19 protein-coding genes are annotated in these 20,999 nt (G+C 58.3%); 12 read left to right on the forward strand and 7 right to left on the reverse strand.

The window, feature by feature from the left end:
- Positions 1-3: 3 nt before the first annotated feature.
- A complete protein-coding gene (locus tag HMPREF3158_RS12630) occupies positions 4-531 on the reverse strand; it encodes a type III PLP-dependent enzyme domain-containing protein (protein WP_246816151.1) in 528 nt (175 codons plus the stop codon).
- A gap of 72 nt (positions 532-603) precedes the next feature.
- Between HMPREF3158_RS12630 and HMPREF3158_RS00330 the strand changes: the two genes are divergently transcribed.
- Together HMPREF3158_RS00330 and HMPREF3158_RS00335 are read left to right on the forward strand one after the other, a co-directional pair.
- Positions 604-2,151 (forward strand): succinic semialdehyde dehydrogenase, encoded by a 1,548-nt coding sequence (locus HMPREF3158_RS00330; protein ID WP_070496833.1) that lies wholly within the window; start codon positions 604-606, stop codon positions 2,149-2,151.
- A gap of 33 nt (positions 2,152-2,184) precedes the next feature.
- Positions 2,185-3,177 (forward strand): winged helix DNA-binding domain-containing protein, encoded by a 993-nt coding sequence (locus HMPREF3158_RS00335; RefSeq protein WP_070496836.1) that lies wholly within the window; start codon positions 2,185-2,187, stop codon positions 3,175-3,177.
- On the opposite strand, the gene HMPREF3158_RS00340 is transcribed toward HMPREF3158_RS00335, so the two are convergent.
- Together HMPREF3158_RS00340 and ychF are read right to left on the reverse strand one after the other, a co-directional pair.
- Complete coding sequence (locus HMPREF3158_RS00340; protein ID WP_070496839.1) at positions 3,174-4,082, reverse strand: cation diffusion facilitator family transporter; 909 nt, start codon at positions 4,080-4,082, stop codon at positions 3,174-3,176. The two genes, HMPREF3158_RS00335 and HMPREF3158_RS00340, sit on opposite strands and share 4 nt — an antisense overlap.
- A 279-nt stretch (positions 4,083-4,361) precedes the next feature.
- A complete protein-coding gene (gene ychF / locus HMPREF3158_RS00345) occupies positions 4,362-5,447 on the reverse strand; it encodes a redox-regulated ATPase YchF (RefSeq protein ID WP_070496842.1) in 1,086 nt (361 codons plus the stop codon).
- A gap of 47 nt (positions 5,448-5,494) precedes the next feature.
- Between ychF and HMPREF3158_RS00350 the strand changes: the two genes are divergently transcribed.
- From HMPREF3158_RS00350 to HMPREF3158_RS00360, 3 genes are all read left to right on the forward strand, one after another.
- Positions 5,495-7,024 carry an AI-2E family transporter gene (locus tag HMPREF3158_RS00350; RefSeq protein ID WP_061921648.1) on the forward strand — a complete coding sequence of 510 codons (1,530 nt, stop codon included), beginning with the start codon at positions 5,495-5,497 and terminating at the stop codon, positions 7,022-7,024.
- 46 nt (positions 7,025-7,070) lie between these two features.
- Positions 7,071-8,144 carry a DNA recombination protein RmuC gene (locus HMPREF3158_RS00355; RefSeq protein ID WP_070496844.1) on the forward strand — a complete coding sequence of 358 codons (1,074 nt, stop codon included), beginning with the start codon at positions 7,071-7,073 and terminating at the stop codon, positions 8,142-8,144.
- A 90-nt stretch (positions 8,145-8,234) separates the two neighbouring features.
- Positions 8,235-9,197 carry a DUF6542 domain-containing protein gene (locus tag HMPREF3158_RS00360; protein ID WP_070496848.1) on the forward strand — a complete coding sequence of 321 codons (963 nt, stop codon included), beginning with the start codon at positions 8,235-8,237 and terminating at the stop codon, positions 9,195-9,197.
- Between the two features lie 104 nt (positions 9,198-9,301).
- Here HMPREF3158_RS00360 and HMPREF3158_RS00365 read toward each other — a convergent pair whose 3' ends face one another.
- Positions 9,302-10,273: a 4-hydroxy-3-methylbut-2-enyl diphosphate reductase gene (locus HMPREF3158_RS00365; protein ID WP_062035508.1), complete on the reverse strand. Its 972-nt coding sequence runs from the start codon at positions 10,271-10,273 to the stop codon at positions 9,302-9,304.
- A gap of 223 nt (positions 10,274-10,496) precedes the next feature.
- Here HMPREF3158_RS00365 and xseA point away from each other — a divergent pair, with 223 nt between their 5' ends.
- The 3 genes from xseA (at position 10,497) to HMPREF3158_RS00380 (ending at position 12,477) form a co-directional block, all read left to right on the forward strand.
- Positions 10,497-11,738, forward strand: coding sequence for an exodeoxyribonuclease VII large subunit (xseA, locus tag HMPREF3158_RS00370; RefSeq protein WP_070496851.1), 1,242 nt, complete (start codon positions 10,497-10,499; stop codon positions 11,736-11,738).
- A gap of 80 nt (positions 11,739-11,818) precedes the next feature.
- Positions 11,819-12,115 (forward strand): exodeoxyribonuclease VII small subunit, encoded by a 297-nt coding sequence (locus HMPREF3158_RS00375; RefSeq protein ID WP_062035510.1) that lies wholly within the window; start codon positions 11,819-11,821, stop codon positions 12,113-12,115.
- On the forward strand, positions 12,115-12,477 hold the full coding sequence (locus HMPREF3158_RS00380) for a hypothetical protein (protein WP_061921631.1): 363 nt from the start codon (positions 12,115-12,117) through the stop codon (positions 12,475-12,477). Before HMPREF3158_RS00375 ends, HMPREF3158_RS00380 begins: the two co-directional genes overlap by 1 nt.
- On the opposite strand, the gene HMPREF3158_RS00385 is transcribed toward HMPREF3158_RS00380, so the two are convergent.
- Positions 12,474-13,109, reverse strand: coding sequence for a DUF4245 domain-containing protein (locus HMPREF3158_RS00385; RefSeq protein ID WP_062035511.1), 636 nt, complete (start codon positions 13,107-13,109; stop codon positions 12,474-12,476). The two genes, HMPREF3158_RS00380 and HMPREF3158_RS00385, sit on opposite strands and share 4 nt — an antisense overlap.
- 222 nt (positions 13,110-13,331) lie before the next feature.
- Here HMPREF3158_RS00385 and glpX point away from each other — a divergent pair, with 222 nt between their 5' ends.
- From glpX to HMPREF3158_RS00405, 4 genes are all read left to right on the forward strand, one after another.
- Entirely contained in the window at positions 13,332-14,345 is a 1,014-nt protein-coding gene (gene glpX / locus HMPREF3158_RS00390; protein ID WP_062041384.1) for a class II fructose-bisphosphatase, read from the forward strand.
- A gap of 250 nt (positions 14,346-14,595) precedes the next feature.
- Positions 14,596-15,996 (forward strand): class II fumarate hydratase, encoded by a 1,401-nt coding sequence (locus HMPREF3158_RS00395; protein WP_062035513.1) that lies wholly within the window; start codon positions 14,596-14,598, stop codon positions 15,994-15,996.
- Between the two features lie 207 nt (positions 15,997-16,203).
- Complete coding sequence (locus tag HMPREF3158_RS00400; RefSeq protein ID WP_062039043.1) at positions 16,204-16,827, forward strand: TetR family transcriptional regulator; 624 nt, start codon at positions 16,204-16,206, stop codon at positions 16,825-16,827.
- Entirely contained in the window at positions 16,821-18,422 is a 1,602-nt protein-coding gene (locus HMPREF3158_RS00405) for an MDR family MFS transporter (RefSeq protein ID WP_070496854.1), read from the forward strand. Before HMPREF3158_RS00400 ends, HMPREF3158_RS00405 begins: the two co-directional genes overlap by 7 nt.
- A gap of 461 nt (positions 18,423-18,883) precedes the next feature.
- On the opposite strand, the gene HMPREF3158_RS00410 is transcribed toward HMPREF3158_RS00405, so the two are convergent.
- Together HMPREF3158_RS00410 and HMPREF3158_RS00415 are read right to left on the reverse strand one after the other, a co-directional pair.
- Positions 18,884-19,444, reverse strand: coding sequence for a GNAT family N-acetyltransferase (locus HMPREF3158_RS00410; RefSeq protein ID WP_201057400.1), 561 nt, complete (start codon positions 19,442-19,444; stop codon positions 18,884-18,886).
- Positions 19,445-19,531: 87 nt separating this feature from the next.
- Entirely contained in the window at positions 19,532-20,890 is a 1,359-nt protein-coding gene (locus HMPREF3158_RS00415) for a PhoH family protein (protein ID WP_070496857.1), read from the reverse strand.
- Between the last annotated feature and the right edge of the window lie 109 nt (positions 20,891-20,999).

Raw genomic sequence — 20,999 nt, forward strand, 5'->3', positions numbered from 1 at the left:
GCTTCAGGCCCGTCCGCCAGTGGTCGACTTCGCAGGAGTGCGGATGGGTGAGCGCCGCGGACCGATGACCACGCCGGGAAGGTGCAAGGTGCAGTCAATGTCGATGGCCACTCGCATGCCCGGCGCGAGGAGGTCGAGCAGCTCCACGGAGTCCACCATGACCGTAATCGCTTCCCGTGCACCAGCGTCGGCACCTAACCACGCCAAGGCCGGACGGTGAACGCTGGGATAAGCCACGACGATATCGCGAAACCCTTCCTCGTAGAGGTGCAATGCCTCGGGAACGCTAAACCCCAGGATCCCTTGGTAGCCGTCGTGCTCGAAAGCCCGGCGCAACGCGGCGACGCTGCGCAACGACTTTGACGCCACGCGGATGGGAAGCCCACCCGCACGCGTCACCATTTGTTCCGCGTTGAAGTCGAAAGCGGCAATGTCAATGACACCAAGAGGGGCAGCCGCCTCGCCGGCCCTGACGAGTGGCGCGATAGTTTCCCGGAGCTGCGGGCTCGGAATTTTTGAAAGCGTTGCCATAAAGTAATGCTACTCACACTCGCACCATGATTGCGATACATATCACAATCAATTTCTGGCACTATAGACTCCATGAAAACCTTCACTAGTGCTCATCTCCCGCCGCGCGTCTCTGATTTCCTGGCCACCAACCCGGTAGGCGACGTGCGCGGTTCCGGCGCTCAACACACAGCACTCATGCCGTTTACAGGCGAAGAGCTTTTCTCCTTCCCCACGGCCACGCCCAAGGACGTCGCCGCTGCCGTTACCACCGCACGGGCCGGGGTAGGCCAGGGCAATCGCGGGCGCATACTGCTCAAGCTCCACGACCTAATCCGGAAACATGAAGAGCTCATCCTCGACCTCATTCAGGCTGAGAACGGCAAGTCCCGCTCGCACGCCTACGACGAGGTGATGGATCTCTATAACTGCGCGCGCTTTTATGGCGTGAACATACGCAAGGCCTTTGGTCCGGAGCGACATCCCGGCGCGTTGCCGGTGCTCACCAAGACGCGCACCCAGCACTACCCACTGGGCGTCGTGGGGCTCATCTCCCCGTGGAACTATCCGCTTTCCTTGGGCGTGGGCGACGTTCTGGCGGCGCTTTCTGCTGGCAACTCTGTGGTTCACAAGCCTGATTCCCAGACCACGCTGACGGCAATCTTGGTCCGCCGGCTGGCGATTGAAGCCGGCCTTCCGGAGGCTGCCTGGCAGCTAGTACCAGGCAACGGCGCGGAGGTGGGCGACGCCTTGATCCCCCTCGTCGACGGTCTTTCCTTTACCGGTTCCACCAAGGTGGGCAAGTCCATTGCTGCCCAGGCGGCCGGACGTCTCATCCCCACAATGTTGGAGCTCGGAGGTAAGAATCCAATGCTGGTGCTTGACGACGCCCCCCTTGAGCCCACCGCTCGCGGCGCCGTGCGCACGGCCTTCTCGTCCTCGGGCCAACTGTGCATGTCCGCCGAACGCGCCTACGTGCACACGGACATTTATGAGGATTTCCTCGTTGCGCTTGAAAAGGCCCTCGATGAACAGACTCTGGGCGCAGCGTTCTCCGATGCCGCAACTATCGGCTCCCTGACTTCGCAAAAGCAACTCGACGCCGTCCAAGCTCATGTGCGCGACGCTGTGGACAAGGGCGCAACGATTGTCTACGGCGGAAAGCATCGCCCGGAACTCGGTCCGTTTTTCTTTGAGCCCACGGTGCTCACTGGGGTAACGCAGGAAATGGAGCTCTTCGCTAACGAGACCTTCGGCCCAGTGTTGGCTGTGTACGAGGTCGATTCTGATGCTGCTGCCATCCACGCAGCAAATGACACGAACTACGGCCTATGCGCCTCAGTGCGGTCGGGCAGCTCCCGCCACGGCTGGAAGGTTGCTTCCCAGCTGGAAGCCGGCATGGTCAATATCAACGAGGGCTTTGCCGCAGCATATGGTTCTATTGCCGCCCCGGGTGGCGGCGTAAAGGAGTCCGGCCTCAATCACCGCCACGGTATTACCGGCATGCGCTTGTGGGCAAATGAGCGCACCGTAGCCGAGCAAAAGCTGCACCCGCTGGCGCCCTCGGAGCTACTGCCGCCGCAGCGCTTCCAGAAGCTCATCACCACGGGCATGGCGGCCATGAAGACGCTGCGCTTGTAGCAGCATCAAGAAAGTCCGAATAAAGTTTAAGCAATGCTCCATCTAACGCTGCCTGAACTTCGCGCCCGCCGCCTCATCGCCCAGGGCCTGGCCCCTTCGGCGGCGCGCCCAGCCACCACTTCACCGCTGGCTGCGGCCGAACACCTCATGGCAGTCCAAGGGCAGAACTATGCCGCGGGCGTGCGCGCGCTGGCCCTGCGCAGCACCCAAGGATCCGCAGCGCCAGACGATGCCGCAGTGCTCAACGCCATCGATGAGTTCCAGGTCGTGCGCTGTTGGCCGCAGCGCGGCACGGTCCACTTCATGCCTGCTGCCGACGTGCGTTGGATGTCCCGCCTGCTCTATCCCCGTGTCGCGCGCAGCCAGCAAGCCCGACGCCCAGGGTTGGGCCTCGACGAAGACCTGTTTAACCGCGCACACGCCGCACTTCACGACGCCGCCCTAAAAAGCACGACGCCGACTCTGACCCGCGCCGAGGCCTACGAGATCTTCCGGTCAGTTGGCATCGCTCCGGATGGCGGCCGTGGATCGCACCTGCTGCGCGCATTCGGTGGCGCGGGCGACCTCGTCCAAGGACCGAAGCACGGCAAGCAGGAAACGTTCATGCACGTCGATGTCCTCCCCGTCGAGCAACGTCAACCGGAGGAGCCGCTCCGCGAGCTAGCACTGCGCTACGTCAATGGACATGGTCCGGTGAGTGCCGCCGACCTAGCTTGGTGGACCATGCTCGCCAAAGGCCAAGCAGCCAAGGCCCTCGAAAACTCCGGATTGGTGCGGGCTGAGCACGAGGGCGAAACCTTCTGGCTCAGCCCATGGCAGCAGGACGTGACCGCAGAGGAAATCTCGGTCGCATTGGCGCTGCGGCTCGAGCTTCCCGCCTTCGACGAATACTTGTTGGGCTACGCCAACAAGGAGTGGATTCTGCCCGATGAATTACGCCCAGATATTCTCACCAAGAACGGGCTTAGCTGGCCGTGGGTGATGGAAAACGGTATGGCCGTGGCTAGCCTGCGTGAACCCGCTTAAGGCATGCGCAAGATGCGGCGATGCACCGTGCCGGCGGGCTCGACGTGGATGAACACTTCGGCGCCTGAGAAAAGCTCGTCGATGTTGTCCTCGATGCGATCCGCGATGTCGTGGGCCGCAAGAACTGTCCACTCGCCAGGCACGTCCATGGTGAGATAGACCAAGCGCTGGCGGCCCGATGCGATGGTACGACGGGACGTGAACAACACGTCGAATTCATCCTCAAGCTCAGCAAGTCGCACATCAAGCTCAGCGTGCTCTTCCTTGGGCAAGGACTCGGAAAGCAGGCTGCTCAAGGATTCTTTGAGCAGCTTGTAACCGGTCCACAGGATGTTGATGCCCACTGCAAAAGCGACCATCGGATCGAGCCACAGCCAGTCCGTCAGGGCAACCAGCGCGATGCCCACGAGGACGCCAACAGAAGTCCACACGTCAGTCAGCAAGTGATGGCCGTCAGCTTGAAGCGTTGCCGAACGATATTTCTTGCCCGCTTTCAGCAACGCCAGACCGACAGCCAGATTAAGGACCGAAGCTAGCGTCGAAAGCGCCAAACCAATGCCTGGCTGTTCCAAAGGCTGGGGGTTGAGCAAGCGCAATGCAGAGGTATAAATGATGAGTGCTGCGGCGACGAAGATCATCGCGCCCTCTACCAACGCGGAAACATATTCGGCCTTGCCGTGGCCGAATTGGTGGTTCGCGTCAGCCGGCTTCGCAGCAATGCGAAGGGCGATGAAGCCCACTACTGCAGCAACGAGGTTGACTCCGGATTCCAAAGCGTCAGACAGGAAGCCGACGGAGCCAGTAAGCATGGCCGCAAGGACCTTTAAGACAATGGTGAGAACAGCCGTCGCGATGGACAGCTTCATGAAACGCTCAAGCAGGAGCTGCTCGGAAGGAAGTGCCATACAGATACCTTCGGTTAGTTTGGCGCCAACCGAGCATCCAACAACGGGGACAATCGGTCGACGTAGGAACTACGGACCGAAGGTCTCGCTCACTCACGAATTTCGCAAGCTGGGTGGCCGGGCGCAAAGGCACCAGTATGTCGACCATCCATCCGCAGCCATGGGGGCCGCGGAGGAGCTACTCCCCTTCAGGAGGTTTTAGGTTAGCAAGCCGCCAAGTTGCCAACAACTCGGCGGCTCAAGCAATGCTGAGACTACAGCTTTAATCTCAGGCGAGCGCTAGCCGCCAATCTTGAAGTCGCAGACGTCGCCGTCCTGCATGATGTATTCCTTGCCTTCTTGACGGACCTTGCCCTCAGCACGGGCAGTGGCCATATCGCCGACGGCATCCAGGTCATCGAAGGAGACGATCTCAGCCTTAATGAACTTCTTTTCGAAGTCGGTGTGGATGACGCCTGCTGCGGCAGGAGCTGCCGCGCCCTGCTTGATGGTCCAGGCACGCGCTTCCTTCGGGCCTGCGGTCAGGTAGGTCTGCAGGCCGAGGGTGGCAAAACCTGCTTTAGCCAGAGTTGCCAGGCCAGGCTCGGTCTGGCCGACGGACTCGAGCAGTTCCATTGCCTCTTCCTCGTCGAGCTCAAGCAGCTCGGTCTCAGTCTGTGCATCGAGGAAGACGCACTCTGCCGGGGCGACGAGCTCGGCGAGCTCGGCCTTCTTCGCGTCGTCGGTAAGCACTGCTTCATCGGAGTTGAACACGTACAGGAACGGCTTCGCCGTCATCAAGTGCAGCTCGCGAACCAGTGCGAGGTCGATCTCGCCATTCTTGGAAGCGGCGAAGAGCGTGCGGTCATCCTCCAGGATTTCCTGTGCCTTCTTGGTGGCCTCGACGGTCTCAGCCAGCTCCTTGTTCTTGCGCGCTTCCTTCTCCAGTCGCGGCAGGGCTTTTTCAATGGTCTGCAGATCCGCCAGGATGAGCTCGGTGTTAATTACGGAAATATCGTGGGCAGGATCGACCTTGCCATCGACGTGGATGACGTTGTCATCGGCAAAGGCGCGCACGACCTGGCAGATAGCATCTGCCTCACGGATGTTGGCAAGGAAGGCGTTACCCATGCCCTCACCTTTGGATGCGCCTTCGACGATTCCGGCGATGTCCACGAAGGACACGGTCGCCGGCAAGATACGCTCGGAGCTAAAGATCTCCGCCAAGCGGTTAAGACGGTGATCTGGTAACTCAACGAGGCCGACGTTCGGCTCGATGGTGGCGAACGGGTAGTTCGCTGCCAGAATGTCAGAACGGGTCAGGGCATTAAACAGCGTGGACTTGCCAACGTTAGGCAGGCCGACGATTCCAAGTGTAAGACTCACAGGGGCAATCCTAACGCACCCAAGGTTTTTTAAGGCAAGATGGTGGGGTGAGTTCTCATTCGCCTTCCTCATCATCCACGCCGCCATCCGGTCACCACTCGGATCCGGACCACGCTGGGCTCGGCGATCGTTTTGACGAGTCTGTTGATGCCGCAGCGCTTGACGACGTCTCCCCTCACCCACCCGGAGACCAAGTCGACCGTTCCGTTGTAGTCGGCGAGGTAATTAAGTCTGCTTCCCTATGGGCACTGCGCCTGTTCGTCATGTGCCTTTTCCTTTATGCACTCTTCCGCATCGCAGGCAACCTCTGGCGCGGCATCCTGCCTATCCTGTTGGCTCTCATCATCTGCACAGTTTTGGCTCCGATCACGCGATGGCTGCGCCGCCACCATGTGCCAAGTTCGCTAGCAGCGGCGTTGACGATCTTGGTTTCCTTCAGCGCACTGGGCGCGCTGTTTCTTTTCATCGCGCCGAATTTCGTGCGGCAATCCCAAACGCTTTATTTGCAAACAGCCAACGGCATTCAGGCACTGCGCCTATGGGTCCAGCAGCCGCCGCTGAATCTCAATGAGGATCAGATCGGCACCTACATCGATGAGATCGCCGCCTGGGCACAAAAGCAGGCCGGCACCATTGCAGGATCCGTGTTCAACGGTATTGGGCAGGCAACCAACATCATCGTGACCTTGATGGTGGTTTTGGTCTTGACCTTCTTCTTCCTGAAGGACGGTCACCGCTTCCTGCCATGGCTGCGCGAAGCCACGGGCCGGCGCACCGGTTGGCATTTGACGGAACTGCTCACCCGAGGCTGGAACACACTGGGCGGTTTCGTGCGTGCCCAGGCGCTCGTATCGCTAGTCGACGCCATCTTCATCGGCATTGGCCTGGCCATCATCGGGGTCCCGCTGGCACTAACGCTGGCCATCATCACCTTCGTTGCGGGCTTTATCCCCTTTGTTGGCGCTATCGTCGCCGGCGCGCTTTCGGTGACCATCGCCTTGGTCTCCTTGGGAATCACCAAAGCACTGTTGGTCTTGGCGCTCGTGCTCTTGGTCCAGCAGCTTGAGGGCAACGTGCTCTCCCCCTGGCTGCAATCCAAGGCGATGAACCTGCACCCCGTCGTTGTGCTGACTTCCGTCACTGTGGGCTCTGCTCTCTTTAACCTCGTGGGTGCGTTCTTGGCTGTGCCAGCGGCCGCAATGTTCGCTGTGGCGTATCGCTACTTCCAGGACATGATGATGCTGCAGTCTGGCGAGAAAACCGCAGAGGATATGCATTTTGCCACGGTGGCAGGCTTCCTCATTGGCCGGTATACCCAAGAGCAGGGCGATCATAAGCGGGAGGCCTGGTTGGCGATGCCGGACCACGCCGCCCCGGAGGCCGTACCTGCCGATGTTGCTAATCACGGCAATAGTCCGCACCTCGACGCCGCGGTCGATATGGATGCCCGCCCTACTGGTAAGGGCGAGGGAGAAGCACCTGCTTCCCGCGGCACGCAGATGCGCGTTGTTCGAGGTGGCGTGCAAAAGGCTATGTCGCGCGTCGAACATCTGTTGCATCCACGCCGCGAAGATTAGGCCAAGACAAACGGCAATGTCCGGAGCACGTGCTTAGGTGGTGGCTATGTCTACCACCTTGCCCGTGCTTTTGTTATTTCTAGGTCTTTTCATCGGCGCCATTTTGGGCTGGCTGCTGCGCGAATACCGCAGTAATTCCGCGCGCCCCAGCGATGAGCATCGCGCGCTACAGGAATCGCAACGCCGGCAAGCGGAGCTTGCGCCTTTAGAGAAAGCTATGGACCGCTTGGGATTCAAACTGCAGGAATTAGAGGAAGACCGCGCCACTGCCATAGCAGCATTATCAAGTCAAGTCCAGGCTGTTACCCGGACTTCATCCAGGCTGACAGATCGCACTGACAAGCTCGTGGGCGCTCTGCGTTCCCCAAACGTCCGCGGCCGCTGGGGCGAGATGCAACTAGAACGCGTCGTGGAAATCGGCGGCATGACCAAACACGTGGATTTCGATTCCCAGGTAACAGCAACACTCAACGGAAAATCCGTACGCCCCGACCTCGTAGTGCATCTAGCAGGTGGGCGCAACATCGCTGTCGATGCCAAAGTGCCGTTTTCTTCTTATTTGGACGCAATGGACACCGAAGATCCAGAGGAGCACGCAGGTTACCTCCGCCGGCACGCACACCTGTTACGCAACCATGTTCAAGCGCTCTCCCATCGCGATTACATTGAGGCCTTCTCTCCCACTCCTGAGTTCGTAGTGCTCTTCGTCCCGGCGGATCCGTTCCTAGACGCCGCATTGAGCATCGATCCTGAGCTGCTCGAGTTCGCCTTCGGGCGCAACATCGTCATCGCCACGCCAAGCACACTTTTTGCGCTCCTGCGCACTGTGGCGCTGGGATGGCGGCACGAAGACATTTCAGAGAAGGCACGCGAGGTGCAACGTCTTGGCCGCGAGCTCTATGCGCGGCTAGGCACTCTCAACGAGCACTATGAGAAAGTCGGCCGCAGCCTTGAAAAAGCAGTCGAAGCATTCAACTCCAGTCTCGGCTCCTTGGATTTACGAGTGGGGGTTACTGCACGCAGGCTCTACGAGCTAGAGATCCCAGCACGCACCGATAAAAAGCCAGTCTCCCCGCGCCCCATCGAGGCAGAACCGCGGCACCTACGCTTTGGGGAATAGCTGCATTTACCTCCTTCACGGAAATAAATTTCGCCACATTCGGGCGAAGATAAAACGATAACCCCAGCCAACGCTGTAGAATCTTCCGGCGTGTCACTTGCCAAAAATCGAAACCACCGAGCCGCGCGTGAAACCTCCGCCGCTGCGCATGAGCTGCCGCTAGCCAAGGGTCTCCTTGGCCTAGTAGCCACGTTCGTCGTAGCCGCACTGATCACGATTGCCGTGGGTTCGATTGGTTGGCCATTCTTCATCATCTCCGCGGCCGGTGCGCTGGCAGTCACCTACTTCGCCCGCCTGCGCAGCTTGTACCTCCTGGTTGTCAGCATTCCAGTTGTGTTTACGGTCGCTATTGTGTTGACCTCCTGGGCGCTGACTATTCAAGCCGCGCCAAAAGGCGCATCGCCGTTTTCGACCACGTCCCTGCTATCCGCAGCGTTCCCTTTCATCGAGCGTTTCCCCTGGTTGCTCATCATATTTTTATTGTGCGCTACCCTTGCCGTGGTCCGTCTATGGCGACACAAGAACGTGGCTCGAACCCGCGACGCCAAGGCACAGGTTGCCCGTCGCGCGGAGCAAGAAACCAATGAGCGCACTACCAACGAGCGTCTTTCCGTTGCCGAGCTTATAGCTCGTGACCGCCGTGATACAGAAGGCTCGGGTGAAGCACTTCCCCAGAGTTCGCAGCGCCGCCGTACCCGTGCCCGCGAGTTGGACCGCGAGGTTCGTCGCCGCCGCCAGGCAGAAGAACGCGAGCAGCAAGCCCGAGAGCGCGTGGAAAAGAGCCGCTCAAGCAGTGAGGAGCTCAAGCGCGCACACGAAGAGCGCGTGGCTCAAGCACGCTCCTACCGCGAGGCACGTGAGGCCCGCGAGCGGGGTACCACAGCTAGCTCCGCGGAGTACGACGATTCCGACTTCGCACCGCGCCGCCCCGACCCCGCACGCCGTGCTGGCGATGCAGGTGAATCCCGCGAAACCGAAACCACCAAGCCTAAGGCGTCCAAGGCAAAGCCAAAGTCCTCGTTCTTGGAAGACAATCTCTACGGCGAAGACTAGTTCACCGCGCAAACCAGCTCGAGTATTAGCTATCAATAAAACACCCAGGGCAGCCATTTCCTGCTCTGAGTGCTTTTCTTTTGCTGTGGCTTAGGAGGGCACCCTTAAGCCTTTGGGGCCTGCGACGTGCGCGCCGGACGCAGCTCTCGTGGCAGGGAGAACTGGATAGTCTCGGTGGAAGTGGTAACTTGCTCAACGTTGCTGTAACCACGCTCGTCGAGGAATTCGAGCACCTCGCGCACGAGCAGCTCAGGTACAGAAGCGCCACAGGTAACGCCGACGGTCTCGACGCCTTCGAGCCACGCCTCATCGATCTCACGGGCGAAGTCGACGAGGTGGGAAGCCTTGGCCCCTGCCTCTAGCGCCACCTCAACTAGGCGCACGGAGTTCGAGGAATTCTTCGAGCCCACCACAATCATCAAATCGCATTTCGGAGCAATATTCTTCACCGACTCCTGGCGGTTCTGGGTGGCGTAGCAGATGTCGTCTGAAGGCGGATTCTCGAGGTGCGGGAAGCGCTCGCGCAGCTTATTCACAATAGTGATGGTCTCATCCACCGAGAGGGTGGTCTGGGATAGCCAGATGAGCTTTTCATCTTGCAGGGACTCAGGCAGCTTGTCGACGCCCTCGATGCCATCCACCAAGTGCGTGACCTCAGGAGCCTCGCCGGCGGTGCCTTCGACCTCTTCGTGACCTTCGTGGCCCACCAACAAGATGTGGTAGCCATCTCGCTGGAAACGGCGCGCCTCGTTATGCACCTTGGTCACCAGCGGGCAAGTTGCATCAAGGGTCAGCTGCTTGCGGCCTTCAGCCTCCTCACGCACCGCCGGGGCGATACCGTGTGCGGAGAAGACAAGGTGCGCGCCCTCGGGCGCTTCGGATGCTTCCTCGACGAAGATGACGCCGCGCTCAGCTAGCGATTCCACGACGTAGCGGTTGTGGACAATCTGCTTGCGCACATAAATCGGTGCGCCGTACTTTTCAAGTGCCTTCTCCACGGTCTCAACTGCGCGATCGACACCGGCACAATAACCGCGCGGTGCTGCCAGGAGAACATTCTTGCCAGTCTCAGTCATGCGTTCCAGCGTATCTAAAACTGCTTTGAAACAGTAGATTGGGTCGCTTTGCAAAGGCAATAGGTGGCCTATTTCTGACGTGGACAGCAATGTGACTTCGCTCGAACTTTCCCTGGCCCGCTGACCTTTAAATTTGCCCAAGCTGGCTGCCCCCGAAGACCACATGTCCGGGCTGGACAATAGACTTAAGTGGCAATCCACTGCTGCATAGAAAGGCTGCTTTGTGAATCAACCAGCAAACTCTGCGGAGACGCCCTGGCCCGTAGGCCGGGTCAATGACCAGGTCAAGGGTTGGATCGAGCGTCTCGGGTTCTTGTGGGTCGAAGGCCAATTAACCCAGATCAACGTCAAGCGCTCATGGAGACTTTCCTACCTCACTTTGCGCGACGTCGAGCAGGAAAAGTCCGTGCAGCTAACGTGCCCAACTGACATGGTCTTGAAAATGCCCACGCCATTAAAAGACGGCGATCGCGTGGTGGTCTACGGCAAGCCCGCCTTTTATGCCGGCCGCGGTTCCTTTTCATTGTGGACCACTGAGATTCGCCACGTCGGCGTCGGTGATTTGCTAGCACGCATTGAGATGCTGCGCCAACAGCTTGCTGCTGAAGGGCTCTTCGATCCTTCGCGCAAGTTGGCGCTGCCCTACCTACCTAACAAGGTAGGGCTTATCACCGGCCGCGGCTCTGCTGCTGAACGTGACGTGTTAGCCGTGGCAAAGGACCGCTGGCCGGCAGTGCAATTCCGCGTCATTAATACCGCGGTGCAGGGAGCGAACACCGTTCCAGAGGTTATCAACGCGTTGGAAACCCTCGATGAGGATCCAGAAGTAGACGTCATCATCATCGCCCGTGGCGGCGGTTCTGTCGAAGACCTTCTTCCTTTCTCCGAAGAGGCTCTACAGCGCGCAGTTGCCAGCGCACGCACTCCGGTGGTCTCTGCTATTGGCCATGAGCCAGACAATCCAGTGCTCGACAATATTGCAGACCTCCGCGCCGCCACTCCTACTGACGCCGCCAAACGAGTAGTGCCATCGGTTGCTGAGGAATACGCATTGGTGGATGAAGCGCGTTCCCGCATGGCAGCAGCACTGCGTGGTTGGGTCGAAAGGGAAAGGCGCGGGCTGGAAAATATTCGTTCACGCCCCGTGCTTGCGGATCCAATGACGCCGATCAACGCACGCCGTGATGAGCTTGAGCGCTCCCGCGCGTTGATGAAGCGCGAGGTCACTTACTTGCTCGAGCGAGAAAAGAACAAGGTCACTGCCCTGCGCGCACAGGTCTCGGCTCTCGGCCCGTCGGCCACCTTGGAACGCGGCTATGCCATCGTCCAAGTCGTGCCGCGTGATGGTTCGGGCCCAGAGGTTGTGACTTCCTACAAGCAATCACCACCCGGCTCGCAGTTGCGTATCCGCGTCGGTGATGGCTCGATTACCGCAGCGGCAATGGCTGCCAAACCGGCTGACTAACAAACTTCAGTAATCATTCAGCGCTAAAGCGCTTAAGAAGATATAGACCCGAAGCCAAAGACTTAACTAAAGGAGCAGACATGAACGAGACAATCGGTACCGGTACTCCCGGCCAGGACGCATTCCCGCCAGTAGAGGAACTTACCTACGAGCAGGCTCGCGATGAGCTCATTGAAACCGTCAAAATTCTTGAGCTCGGCCAGATGGGCCTCGACGAGTCTCTGAAGTACTGGGAGCGCGGTGAAGCGCTGGCAAAGGCCTGTGAGGCCCACCTTGACGGCGCTGCGCGTCGTGTCGAAAAGGCACTAGATAGTGCCGATAACTCTGAAGATGCCACAGACGCAGAAAGCGCATCATCCAACGAAGGAGAGTACTAATGCAGATTTACGGCTACCCAGGTGAGCGCGTGGACTTCGTATCAAAGTCCGGTTCTGCCGGTTCCCTGCTCTTTGGAGATCCACGCCATCTTGCAGAGGAGTTTTTCGGCACGCCGCATACGGCAAGCACGGATGAAATCTCCTATTACTCTGGCTCCATCGTGCTGTGCTTTAAAGAAGGCCGTCTCCGCGAGGTAAAAATCTACCCGCAGAACTCCAAGCGCGAACGAGTCGACGTCTACGTTGCTAAGCAGCGCCTGAGCGGCCTAGACGAAGAAACCCTCGCCCAAACGGTAGAAACCGCGGGCGAGGGTGTCCAGGTCGAGTTTGCAGACGGCCTTTACTCAGCCACCTTCAGCTAAGGCTGCTGCGAGGTCGGTGCTGAAGCACCGTCCTCCTGCGCACCAGCTTCGGCTGCCCCGTCCTCATTCACGTGCAGAACCGGTGCCTTGGCGAATGCCTCGATGGTGGTCTCGTAATCCGCTTCAGAGGCGGAGCCGGACAATACCAGGCGGGAGTCGCCTAAATCCGTGATCCATAGTGGACGAACATTAGCGTCGTCGCTTTCTAGGATCTTGACCTTCTTGCCAGCAACCTCACGCTCGGATTCGTTGGCACGGTAGTTGGAGTCATAGCCTTTCTCCGCCTCTTCAATAGAGACTTGGGTCTGCGTAGACTCCACATAGCCTTCATCAGCAGTCAGCCAGCTCACCACGGAGGCGTTCTCCCCCGCCACAGCGGAGCGACGCGCGGCAGTAGGCGCCCAGCCTTCGGGCATCTGTGGGTTACGGATTACTGCCTCCGTAGCGCGTGCTTCCATCTCTAGGAACGTCGTGGCATCGACATCCTGGACAGGCCCCTTCTTTGTCTCCGGGTTCACGCTACACAAGCCGGTAGCTCCTACAACAAGGAGCATGGCGATGACGGTCACGCCGAGAGACAAAATAATGTCCCGGGCGCCCTCAAAAATCTTGGGTTTCTCTTCTGCTGCCACGCGACCAGTATTCCACGTACCCAAGCGCACAACGAAAAGCCGGGGCGAACTCAAATTCTTGTGCTGCGAATTTTCTACTTCACTGCCCCCGGGATCGGGCAAAGCCCTCAATCGGGGGCACCAACCTGCCTAAAAATCCATTCAAAAGTGCAAGAATAGGAAACAGTGCCCTGGAAGGTTCCAGCGGCGAGACAGAAAGAGAATGGAAGGCAGCCTAAACACATGTCCGAAAACACTTCTTACATGCCAGATCGCAACCTCGCTATGGAGCTGGTTCGCGTCACTGAGGCCGCAGCTTTGGCCTCCGGCCGCTGGGTAGGCCGTGGCAAGAAGAATGAGGGCGATGGCGCAGCTGTGGATGCAATGCGCAAGCTCATCAACTCCGTCGCAATGAACGGCGTTGTGGTCATCGGCGAGGGCGAAAAGGACGAAGCCCCGATGCTGTTCAATGGCGAAGAAGTGGGCACCGGCGAGGGCGCTGCAATGGACATCGCAGTTGACCCGGTCGACGGAACCCGCCTGATGGCAGAGGGCCGTCCGAACGCTATTTCCGTCATCGCTGCCGCAGAGCGTGGCACCATGTATGACCCGTCCGCCGTCTTCTACATGAACAAGATTGCTGTCGGCCCAGCTGGCGTCGGCGCAATCGACATCAACCAGTCCGTTGAGTGGAACATCAACTCCGTCGCTAAGAAGCTCGGCATCAAGGCTGCCGACCTCACCGTCGTTGTACTGGACCGCCCGCGCCACCAGGACCTTATCGATCAGATCCGCGCTGCCGGCGCAAAGGTTCGCCTCATCATGGACGGCGACGTCGCAGGCGCAATCGCTACCTGCCAAGATTCCAACTCCATCGACATGATGATGGGCATCGGCGGCACCCCTGAGGGCATCATCACCGCTTGCGCTATGAAGTGCATGGGCGGCGAAATCCAAGGCAAGCTATGGCCGAAGGATGAGGAAGAAGCCGAAAAGGCTCGTCAGGCTGGCCACGACTTGGACCGCGTTCTGAGCACTGACGATCTGGTTTCCTCCGATAACTGCTACTTCGCTGCTACCGGCGTTACCAACGGTGACATGCTGCGCGGTGTTTCCTACCGTGCAAACGGCGCCACTACCCGTTCCCTGGTTATGCGCTCCAAGTCCGGCACCATCCGCTACATCGATTCCGTACACAAGCTGGCCAAGCTGCAGGAGTACTCCGTTATTGATTACTCCAACGCAGCGGATGCCTAAAGGTTTTTAAAGCCCCGCTTTTGCATTTGGTGCACGCCCTTTTCAGCATGGACGTGCACCTTGCACATTCGCACGCCATTTAGTCCATACTGGTTTTAGTGAGGCGTGACTTCCAGCACCATTATGGTGCCGGTTGATACAAATCTTATTATTGCGTTTACTGCCGGAAGGGACACGTTAGTCCGACTCCCTCCCGACACAATCGCTAAATGAACATCTTTATTCAACACATAATTTTGAGGTGGATTTCATGACTGAGTACCGCATTGAACACGACACCATGGGTGAAGTGAAGGTTCCTGTTGATGCTCTGTGGCGCGCACAGACCCAGCGTGCTGTAGAAAACTTCCCGATTTCCGGCCGCGGGCTTGAGGCCGCTCAGATTCGCGCTTTGGGCCTGCTGAAGGCAGCTTGCGCACAGGTCAACAAGGATTCCGGCACACTCGATGCGGACAAGGCTGACGCAATCATCGCTGCAGCGAAGGAAATCGCTGAGGGCAAGCACGACGCTGCTTTCCCAATCGATGTCTTCCAGACCGGCTCCGGCACCTCCTCCAACATGAACACCAACGAGGTCATTGCCTCCATCGCCCACAACAACGGCGTAGAGATTCACCCCAATGACCACGTAAACATGGGCCAGTCCTCCAACGACACCTTCCCTACCGCAACCCACGTTGCGGCTACCGAGGCAGCTGTCAACGACCTCATCCCAGGGCTGAAGGTGCTACACGAGTCCCTGAGCGCCAAGGCCAAGGAATTCGCGGACGTCGTTAAGCCCGGCCGCACCCACCTGATGGACGCAACCCCGATCACCCTGGGCCAGGAGTTCGGTGGCTACGCACGCCAGATCGAGCTCGGTATCGAGCGCATCGAAGCCACCCTGCCACGCCTGGGCGAGCTGGCTATCGGCGGCACCGCAACCGGCACCGGCCTGAACACCTCCGCTGACTTCGGCGCAAAGGTCACCGAAGAGCTCAAGCAGCTCACCGGCGTTGAGCAGCTCAAGGAAGCAGAGAACCACTTCGAAGCTCAGGCGGCGCGCGACGGACTCGTTGAGTTCTCCGGCGCAATGCGCACCGTTGCGGTATCTCTGAACAAGATTGCCAACGATATCCGCATGATGGGCTCCGGCCCACTGACCGGCCTGGCAGAAATCCACCTGAAGGATCTGCAGCCAGGTTCCTCCATCATGCCGGGCAAGGTTAACCCGGTTCTGTGCGAGGCAGCCACCATGGTTTCCGCCCAGGTCATCGGCAACGACGCTGCCGTTGCATTCGGCGGCGCCAACGGCCACTTCGAGCTGAACGTGTTCATCCCGGTCATGGCACGCAATGTCCTTGAGTCCGCTCGCCTGCTGGCTAACGTCTCCCGCGTCTTCGCTGAGAAGTGCGTCGACGGCATCGAGGCTAACGAGGAGCGTATGAAGAAGTTCGCTGAGTCCTCTACCTCCATCGTTACCCCGCTGAACTCCAAGATCGGCTACGAGAATGCAGCGAAGGCTGCTAAGCACGCACTGCACGAGAAGATCACCGTCCGCGAGGCCGTCATTGACCTGGGCTTCGTCGACGGCGAGAACCTCACCGAGGAAGAGCTGGACGAGCGCCTCGACGTCTTGTCCATGACCAACCGCGAGCGTGATAGCTTCTAAGTTTTCCACCTAACGGTACTTTCAAGCAGTACTTTTTAGCCTCCCACTGCCTTGCCGCTCGGGTACCCACCCAAGTGCATGACAGCGGGAGGCTTTTTGCTACCCCAAAAGCATTTGTGACCAAGCGCACTGAAAGCGCGCCAGGGACTCAAAAATCACGAAGTTTGCACTTGGTGCAAACTTGCACCGGGTGTAATGTTACACAGCGTGCAAGAAGAAATGTCACTACGCGAGCAGAAGCGACTCAAGACGCGACTGCGTATCGAAGACGCCGCCACTTCCCTGGTGGACAAGCGAGGCTTCGCCGCAGTCACCATTGAGGAGATCTGCGAAAAAGCGGGGATTTCAAGGCGCACATTCTTTAACTACTTCGATTCCAAAGACTCCGCAGTCTTGGGCGCCCCTAGCGCACTATTTTCCCAAGACCAACGAGCATATTTCCTTGATACTCCAACGGAAAACCTGCTGCGTTTGACCGTGGAACTTGTCATTTCTCATTTGGACGGGCACCACGCTGACAAGGCAATTGCAGCAAGGCGGCGCCGCATAGCAAGCGACCCAGATGCTGCCGCGGCGTCGTTTAGCCGCAAACGCGCCAAGTCAACCGAGATTGCAGAACTCATCACGCTTCGCCTCAAGCAAGAACCGCAGCTACAGCTCATGCCAGAAGTTGCGCCAGAGACAGAAGCATTACTCATCGGAGCCACCGTTAGAGAAGCGCTTTGGATTGCCACCGCTTCCCCCGAAATCAGCTGCGAACAACCATTTGAGCAAAAGTTCAATGATGCACTCGCACTCCTTATCACTTTCACGAAAGGACTGAAATGGTAGATACCGCCAAGTTGCCGACTAACAACGTCGGCGAGGCGCAGCCAGCACAAGCTGGCGGAAACGAAAAGAAAGAAAACAACGTAGCTCTCGTTTTCTCCGCCCTCGTTCTCACCATGTTGATGAGCTCCTTGGGCCAAATGATTTTCTCTTCGGCCCTGCCTACTATTGTGGGCGAGCTCGGCGGCGTCGACCACATGAGCTGGGTTATCTCCGCTTTCTTGGTCACCATGACCATCGCTATGCCAATCTCTGGCAAGCTGGGCGACATGATGGGCCGCAAGTGGCTCTATATCGGCGGCATCGCAGTCTTCGTCGTCGGCTCTGCCATCGGTGGCTTCGCAAATGACATGAACTGGCTCATTTTGGGCCGCGCTGTCCAGGGCTTCGGCGCTGGCTTCATGATGATTTCCTCCCAGTCCATCATCGCGGAGGTCACCACTGCTCGTGAGCGCGGCAAGTTCATGGGCATCATGGGCGGCGTCTTTGGCCTTTCTTCCGTTCTGGGCCCAGTCCTCGGCGGCTGGTTCACCGACGGCCCGGGCTGGCGCTGGGGTCTGTGGATTAATATTCCACTTGGTCTGCTCGCCATTACCGTGTGCACCATCGTGCTGCACCTGCGCGTTGGCGATACTGACCTGCGTAAGTTCGACGCTCTTGGCGCTACTTTCATCGCTATCACCACCGCTTCCCTCATCCTCATGACTACTTGGGGCGGCACGCAATACGAGTGGTCTGACCCAATCATCATTGGCTTGGGCATCGCCGTTGTCGTCGGCGCGATTATCACCGTGATCGTCGAGGCAAAGGCCAAGGAGCCGCTGATTCCGGTCCACCTTTTTAAGAACCGCAACATGGTTCTGACCACCGCAGCCGGTACTGTCCTCGGTCTGGCAATGTTCGGTGTGCTTGGATACATGCCAACCTACCTGCAGATGGTTCATACGTTGACCCCAACCAAGGCGGGCCTCATGATGATTCCGATGATGGTAGGCCTCATCGGCACCTCGACTGCCGTTGGCTTCATCATCGCCCGCACGGGCCACTACAAGATTTACCCAATCATCGGCCTTATCATCACCGCCGGTGCTTTGTTCTGGATGTCCAAGCTGACCGTGGATACGCCCCTGGTTCAGCTCGGTGCTGAGTTCTTCGTCTTCGGCGTGGGCCTGGGTTTTGTGCAGCAGGTTCTGGTTCTCATCGTGCAAAACTCCTTCCCTATCGCGCTGGTCGGTACCGCAACGGCTGCCAACAACTTCTTCCGCCAGATTGGTTCCGCAGTTGGTGCTTCCCTCGTTGGATCCCTGTTCATCCACAACATGAAGGATGAGATGGCAGCCAACATGCCAGCTGCAATCAAGGCCATGGGCCCTGAGGGCGCGCAGTACGCTGAGCAGTTCGCTTCCGCAACGGGCGGTTCTTCCCGCCTGACCCCGAACATGGTTGCGCACCTTCCGGATGCAATTCAGTCCGTCATCCTCAACGCCTACAACGATGGCCTGACTCCGGTCATCTTGCTCATGGTTCCTATGGCCATCGTTGCCCTTCTTTTGGTTCTTCCCATCACGGAAGAGCACCTTAAGGAAGAGATCTCTTAAATATCACTCACCAGACAAAGAATCGAAGGCTACTAGCGAGGAGCGCTGTGAGCTCCAGTCCCGCATTGCGCTAAACGACGCCACCCTAGAAAACAACCTTGGCTATCCCCCCGGGCTTGCTCAAGGAAGTCTTGGCTCTAAATGCTAGCCTGGTCGACGTATGGCACACTCGCGACTATCTGGTCGCACTCGCTGAGAAAGAAGGAATTGAAATTCCAGCTTTTATCTGCCCTTTTTACTCTATCCCTCAGGGGTTCCATCATCAATGATACCGGTGGCAACACCCTGCATAGAAAATTCCCGGTCTGAAATAGGAAGCGATTTCAGACCGGGAGTTCTCTTATATCTTCAGCAATTGCGCCAACCTCAACGCCGCGACATTGACGAGGTCATGAGGACAATAATGCGCGGTACATTCCCCGCCGCCGAGTTTTTCTAGCTCTATTGCCTAGCTAAAAGTCCTAATTATTGTTGCCTCGCTCCCGCTCATCTGGCTTCGGAAGCAGCAGCTCGTAGACGTCGGTGTCGCGCCACTGACCGGCCATCTCGCCGTAGGTCATCTTCGCCATGTGGGAGTAGGTACCGACCTTGACGAAGCCGCGAGACTTATGTAGGCCTGCGGAACCCTGGTTTTCTGGGAAGATCCACGCGTGGATTGCCCACTTGTGGAGGTCCTTGCAGGTTTCGATGAGCTTATCGAGCAGGGCACCGGCGATGCCACGGCCTTGAGCCTCCGCGCTGATGTAGATGGAATCTTCCACCACACCATGGAAGACTGAGCGGGAGGAAATCTGCGCTGCAGAAACCCAGCCCAATACCTTGGAATCATCGTCTTCCTCAACCGCAACGAAGACCGAGGACATGATCTTTGCACGGGTAAACTGCTCCAGTGTCAAAGAACGCGTTTCATACGTAGCGTGACCGGTGTTTAGGCCCTCTTCATAAATTGCCCGCATCTGGGGATAGTCGGCCGTAACAAAAGGTCGAATCTTAAAGTTCTTCGCGGGTTTGTTTTCTGCCATGTGATTCATTATTACAAGACAACTACCTGTACGGCTATATAAACCGGAAAAAGTTAGCTAGCCGCGATCAAGGAAGACGGTTTAACCTTAAGCCTCGCTTTCGAGTAAGTCCGTGACAAGCTCGGCGATTGCAGAACGCTCTGAGCGCTGGAGGGTCACGTGTGCAAATAGCTCATGCCCTTTGAGTTTTTCAATGACAGCCTGCACACCGTCATGGCGGCCCACGCGCAGATTGTCACGCTGGGCGACGTCGTGCGTCAACACCACGCGCGAGCCCTTGCCCAAGCGAGACAGGACGGTGAGCAAGACGTTGCGCTCAAGTGACTGCGCTTCATCGACGATGACGAAAGAATCATGCAAGCTCCGACCACGGATGTGGGTCAGCGGCAGAACCTCAAGGAGGCCGCGGTCATGGACTTCCTCCATGACGTTGTCAGAGACAAGCCCTTCGAGGGTATCGAAGACGGCCTGGGCCCACGGATTCATCTTCTCGGACTCGCTACCTGGAAGGTAGCCCAGCGTCTGCCCGCCCACTGCATACATGGGGCGGAAAACCACGATGCGGCGGTGCTCACCGCGCTCTAGGACTGCTTCAAGGCCGGCGCACAGCGCCAGCGCAGACTTACCAGTGCCGGCACGGCCGCCCAGGGACATGATGCCCACGGAGGGATCTGACAAAAGGTCAAGTGCCACGCGCTGCTCCGCGGAGCGGCCCTGCAGTCCAAACGCATTGACATCACCGCGTACGAGCTGGATGGTGCCCTCTGCCGTCATGCGGCCAAGCGCGGACTGCCCTGCCGCGTCCAGCTTGATGCCGCAGTGAACTGGAAGCTCTTCGATAGCAGTGCCATCTTCAGTCAGTACGCCGTCTACCATGACTTCCCCATCACGGTAGAGAGCATCGATGACTTCAGCAGAAGTATGAACCACAGCCATGCCGGTATAGCCGGTAAGAACTACGTCCTGCGCGTGGTACTCGTCGGCTTGCAAGCCAACTGCACCAGCCTTGACACGCAGTGGGACATCCTTAGTCACAAGCACGGTGTCTTTGCCCTCGTGCGCCAGGTTGAGTGCGCAAGCGAGAATGCGGTGGTCACCTTCGGGACCCCGGAAGGAGGATGGCAGCAAAGACTGATCCTGATGATTTAGCTCAACGCGTAAGGTTCCGCCCTCAACGTTGACCGGAACCGCTTGGTCTAGACCGTCGTATGCACCACGCAGGTCCTCCAAAAAGCGAAGAGCTTGGCGGGCGAACCAGCCAAGCTCAGGGTGATGACGTTTTCCTTCCAATTCGGAGATGACGACGATGGGAAGGATGACCTCGTGCTCTGCGAACTTGCGCAGGGCCCATGGGTCAGAAAGGAGGACTGAGGTATCAATAACGTAGGTCTTAGTGGCCACTGCACTGGGGCTCATAGGCTCGGTCAGAACAGAAGGATTGGACATGATTGCGGGGTTCTCCCTTTAGATCGTGTTGCTTGATCTCTTCCCAAGCTAAGCGCCAAAGGTTGAAATTACATGGGTGAAAGATGAACATTGCGAAAACGCAAGGTTC

It is taken from the genome of Corynebacterium sp. HMSC06G04, from assembly GCF_001807365.1.
GTDB lineage: Bacteria > Actinomycetota > Actinomycetes > Mycobacteriales > Mycobacteriaceae > Corynebacterium > Corynebacterium simulans.

Excerpts from the sequence above, each read along its gene's own strand:
- HMPREF3158_RS12630 (WP_246816151.1), bottom strand. The coding sequence starts at position 531 with ATGGCAACGCTTTCAAAAATTCCGAGCCCGCAGCTCCGGGAAACTATC.
- HMPREF3158_RS00375 (WP_062035510.1), top strand. The coding sequence starts at position 11,819 with ATGAACGAGACAATCGGTACCGGTACTCCCGGCCAGGACGCATTCCCG.
- HMPREF3158_RS00415 (WP_070496857.1), bottom strand. The coding sequence starts at position 20,890 with ATGTCCAATCCTTCTGTTCTGACCGAGCCTATGAGCCCCAGTGCAGTG.
- HMPREF3158_RS00365 (WP_062035508.1), bottom strand. The coding sequence starts at position 10,273 with ATGACTGAGACTGGCAAGAATGTTCTCCTGGCAGCACCGCGCGGTTAT.
- HMPREF3158_RS00380 (WP_061921631.1), top strand. The coding sequence starts at position 12,115 with ATGCAGATTTACGGCTACCCAGGTGAGCGCGTGGACTTCGTATCAAAG.
- HMPREF3158_RS00395 (WP_062035513.1), top strand. The coding sequence starts at position 14,596 with ATGACTGAGTACCGCATTGAACACGACACCATGGGTGAAGTGAAGGTT.
- HMPREF3158_RS00330 (WP_070496833.1), top strand. The coding sequence starts at position 604 with ATGAAAACCTTCACTAGTGCTCATCTCCCGCCGCGCGTCTCTGATTTC.
- HMPREF3158_RS00340 (WP_070496839.1), bottom strand. The coding sequence starts at position 4,082 with ATGGCACTTCCTTCCGAGCAGCTCCTGCTTGAGCGTTTCATGAAGCTG.
- HMPREF3158_RS00405 (WP_070496854.1), top strand. The coding sequence starts at position 16,821 with ATGGTAGATACCGCCAAGTTGCCGACTAACAACGTCGGCGAGGCGCAG.
- HMPREF3158_RS00355 (WP_070496844.1), top strand. The coding sequence starts at position 7,071 with ATGTCTACCACCTTGCCCGTGCTTTTGTTATTTCTAGGTCTTTTCATC.
- glpX (WP_062041384.1), top strand. The coding sequence starts at position 13,332 with ATGTCCGAAAACACTTCTTACATGCCAGATCGCAACCTCGCTATGGAG.
- HMPREF3158_RS00335 (WP_070496836.1), top strand. The coding sequence starts at position 2,185 with ATGCTCCATCTAACGCTGCCTGAACTTCGCGCCCGCCGCCTCATCGCC.
- HMPREF3158_RS00410 (WP_201057400.1), bottom strand. The coding sequence starts at position 19,444 with ATGGCAGAAAACAAACCCGCGAAGAACTTTAAGATTCGACCTTTTGTT.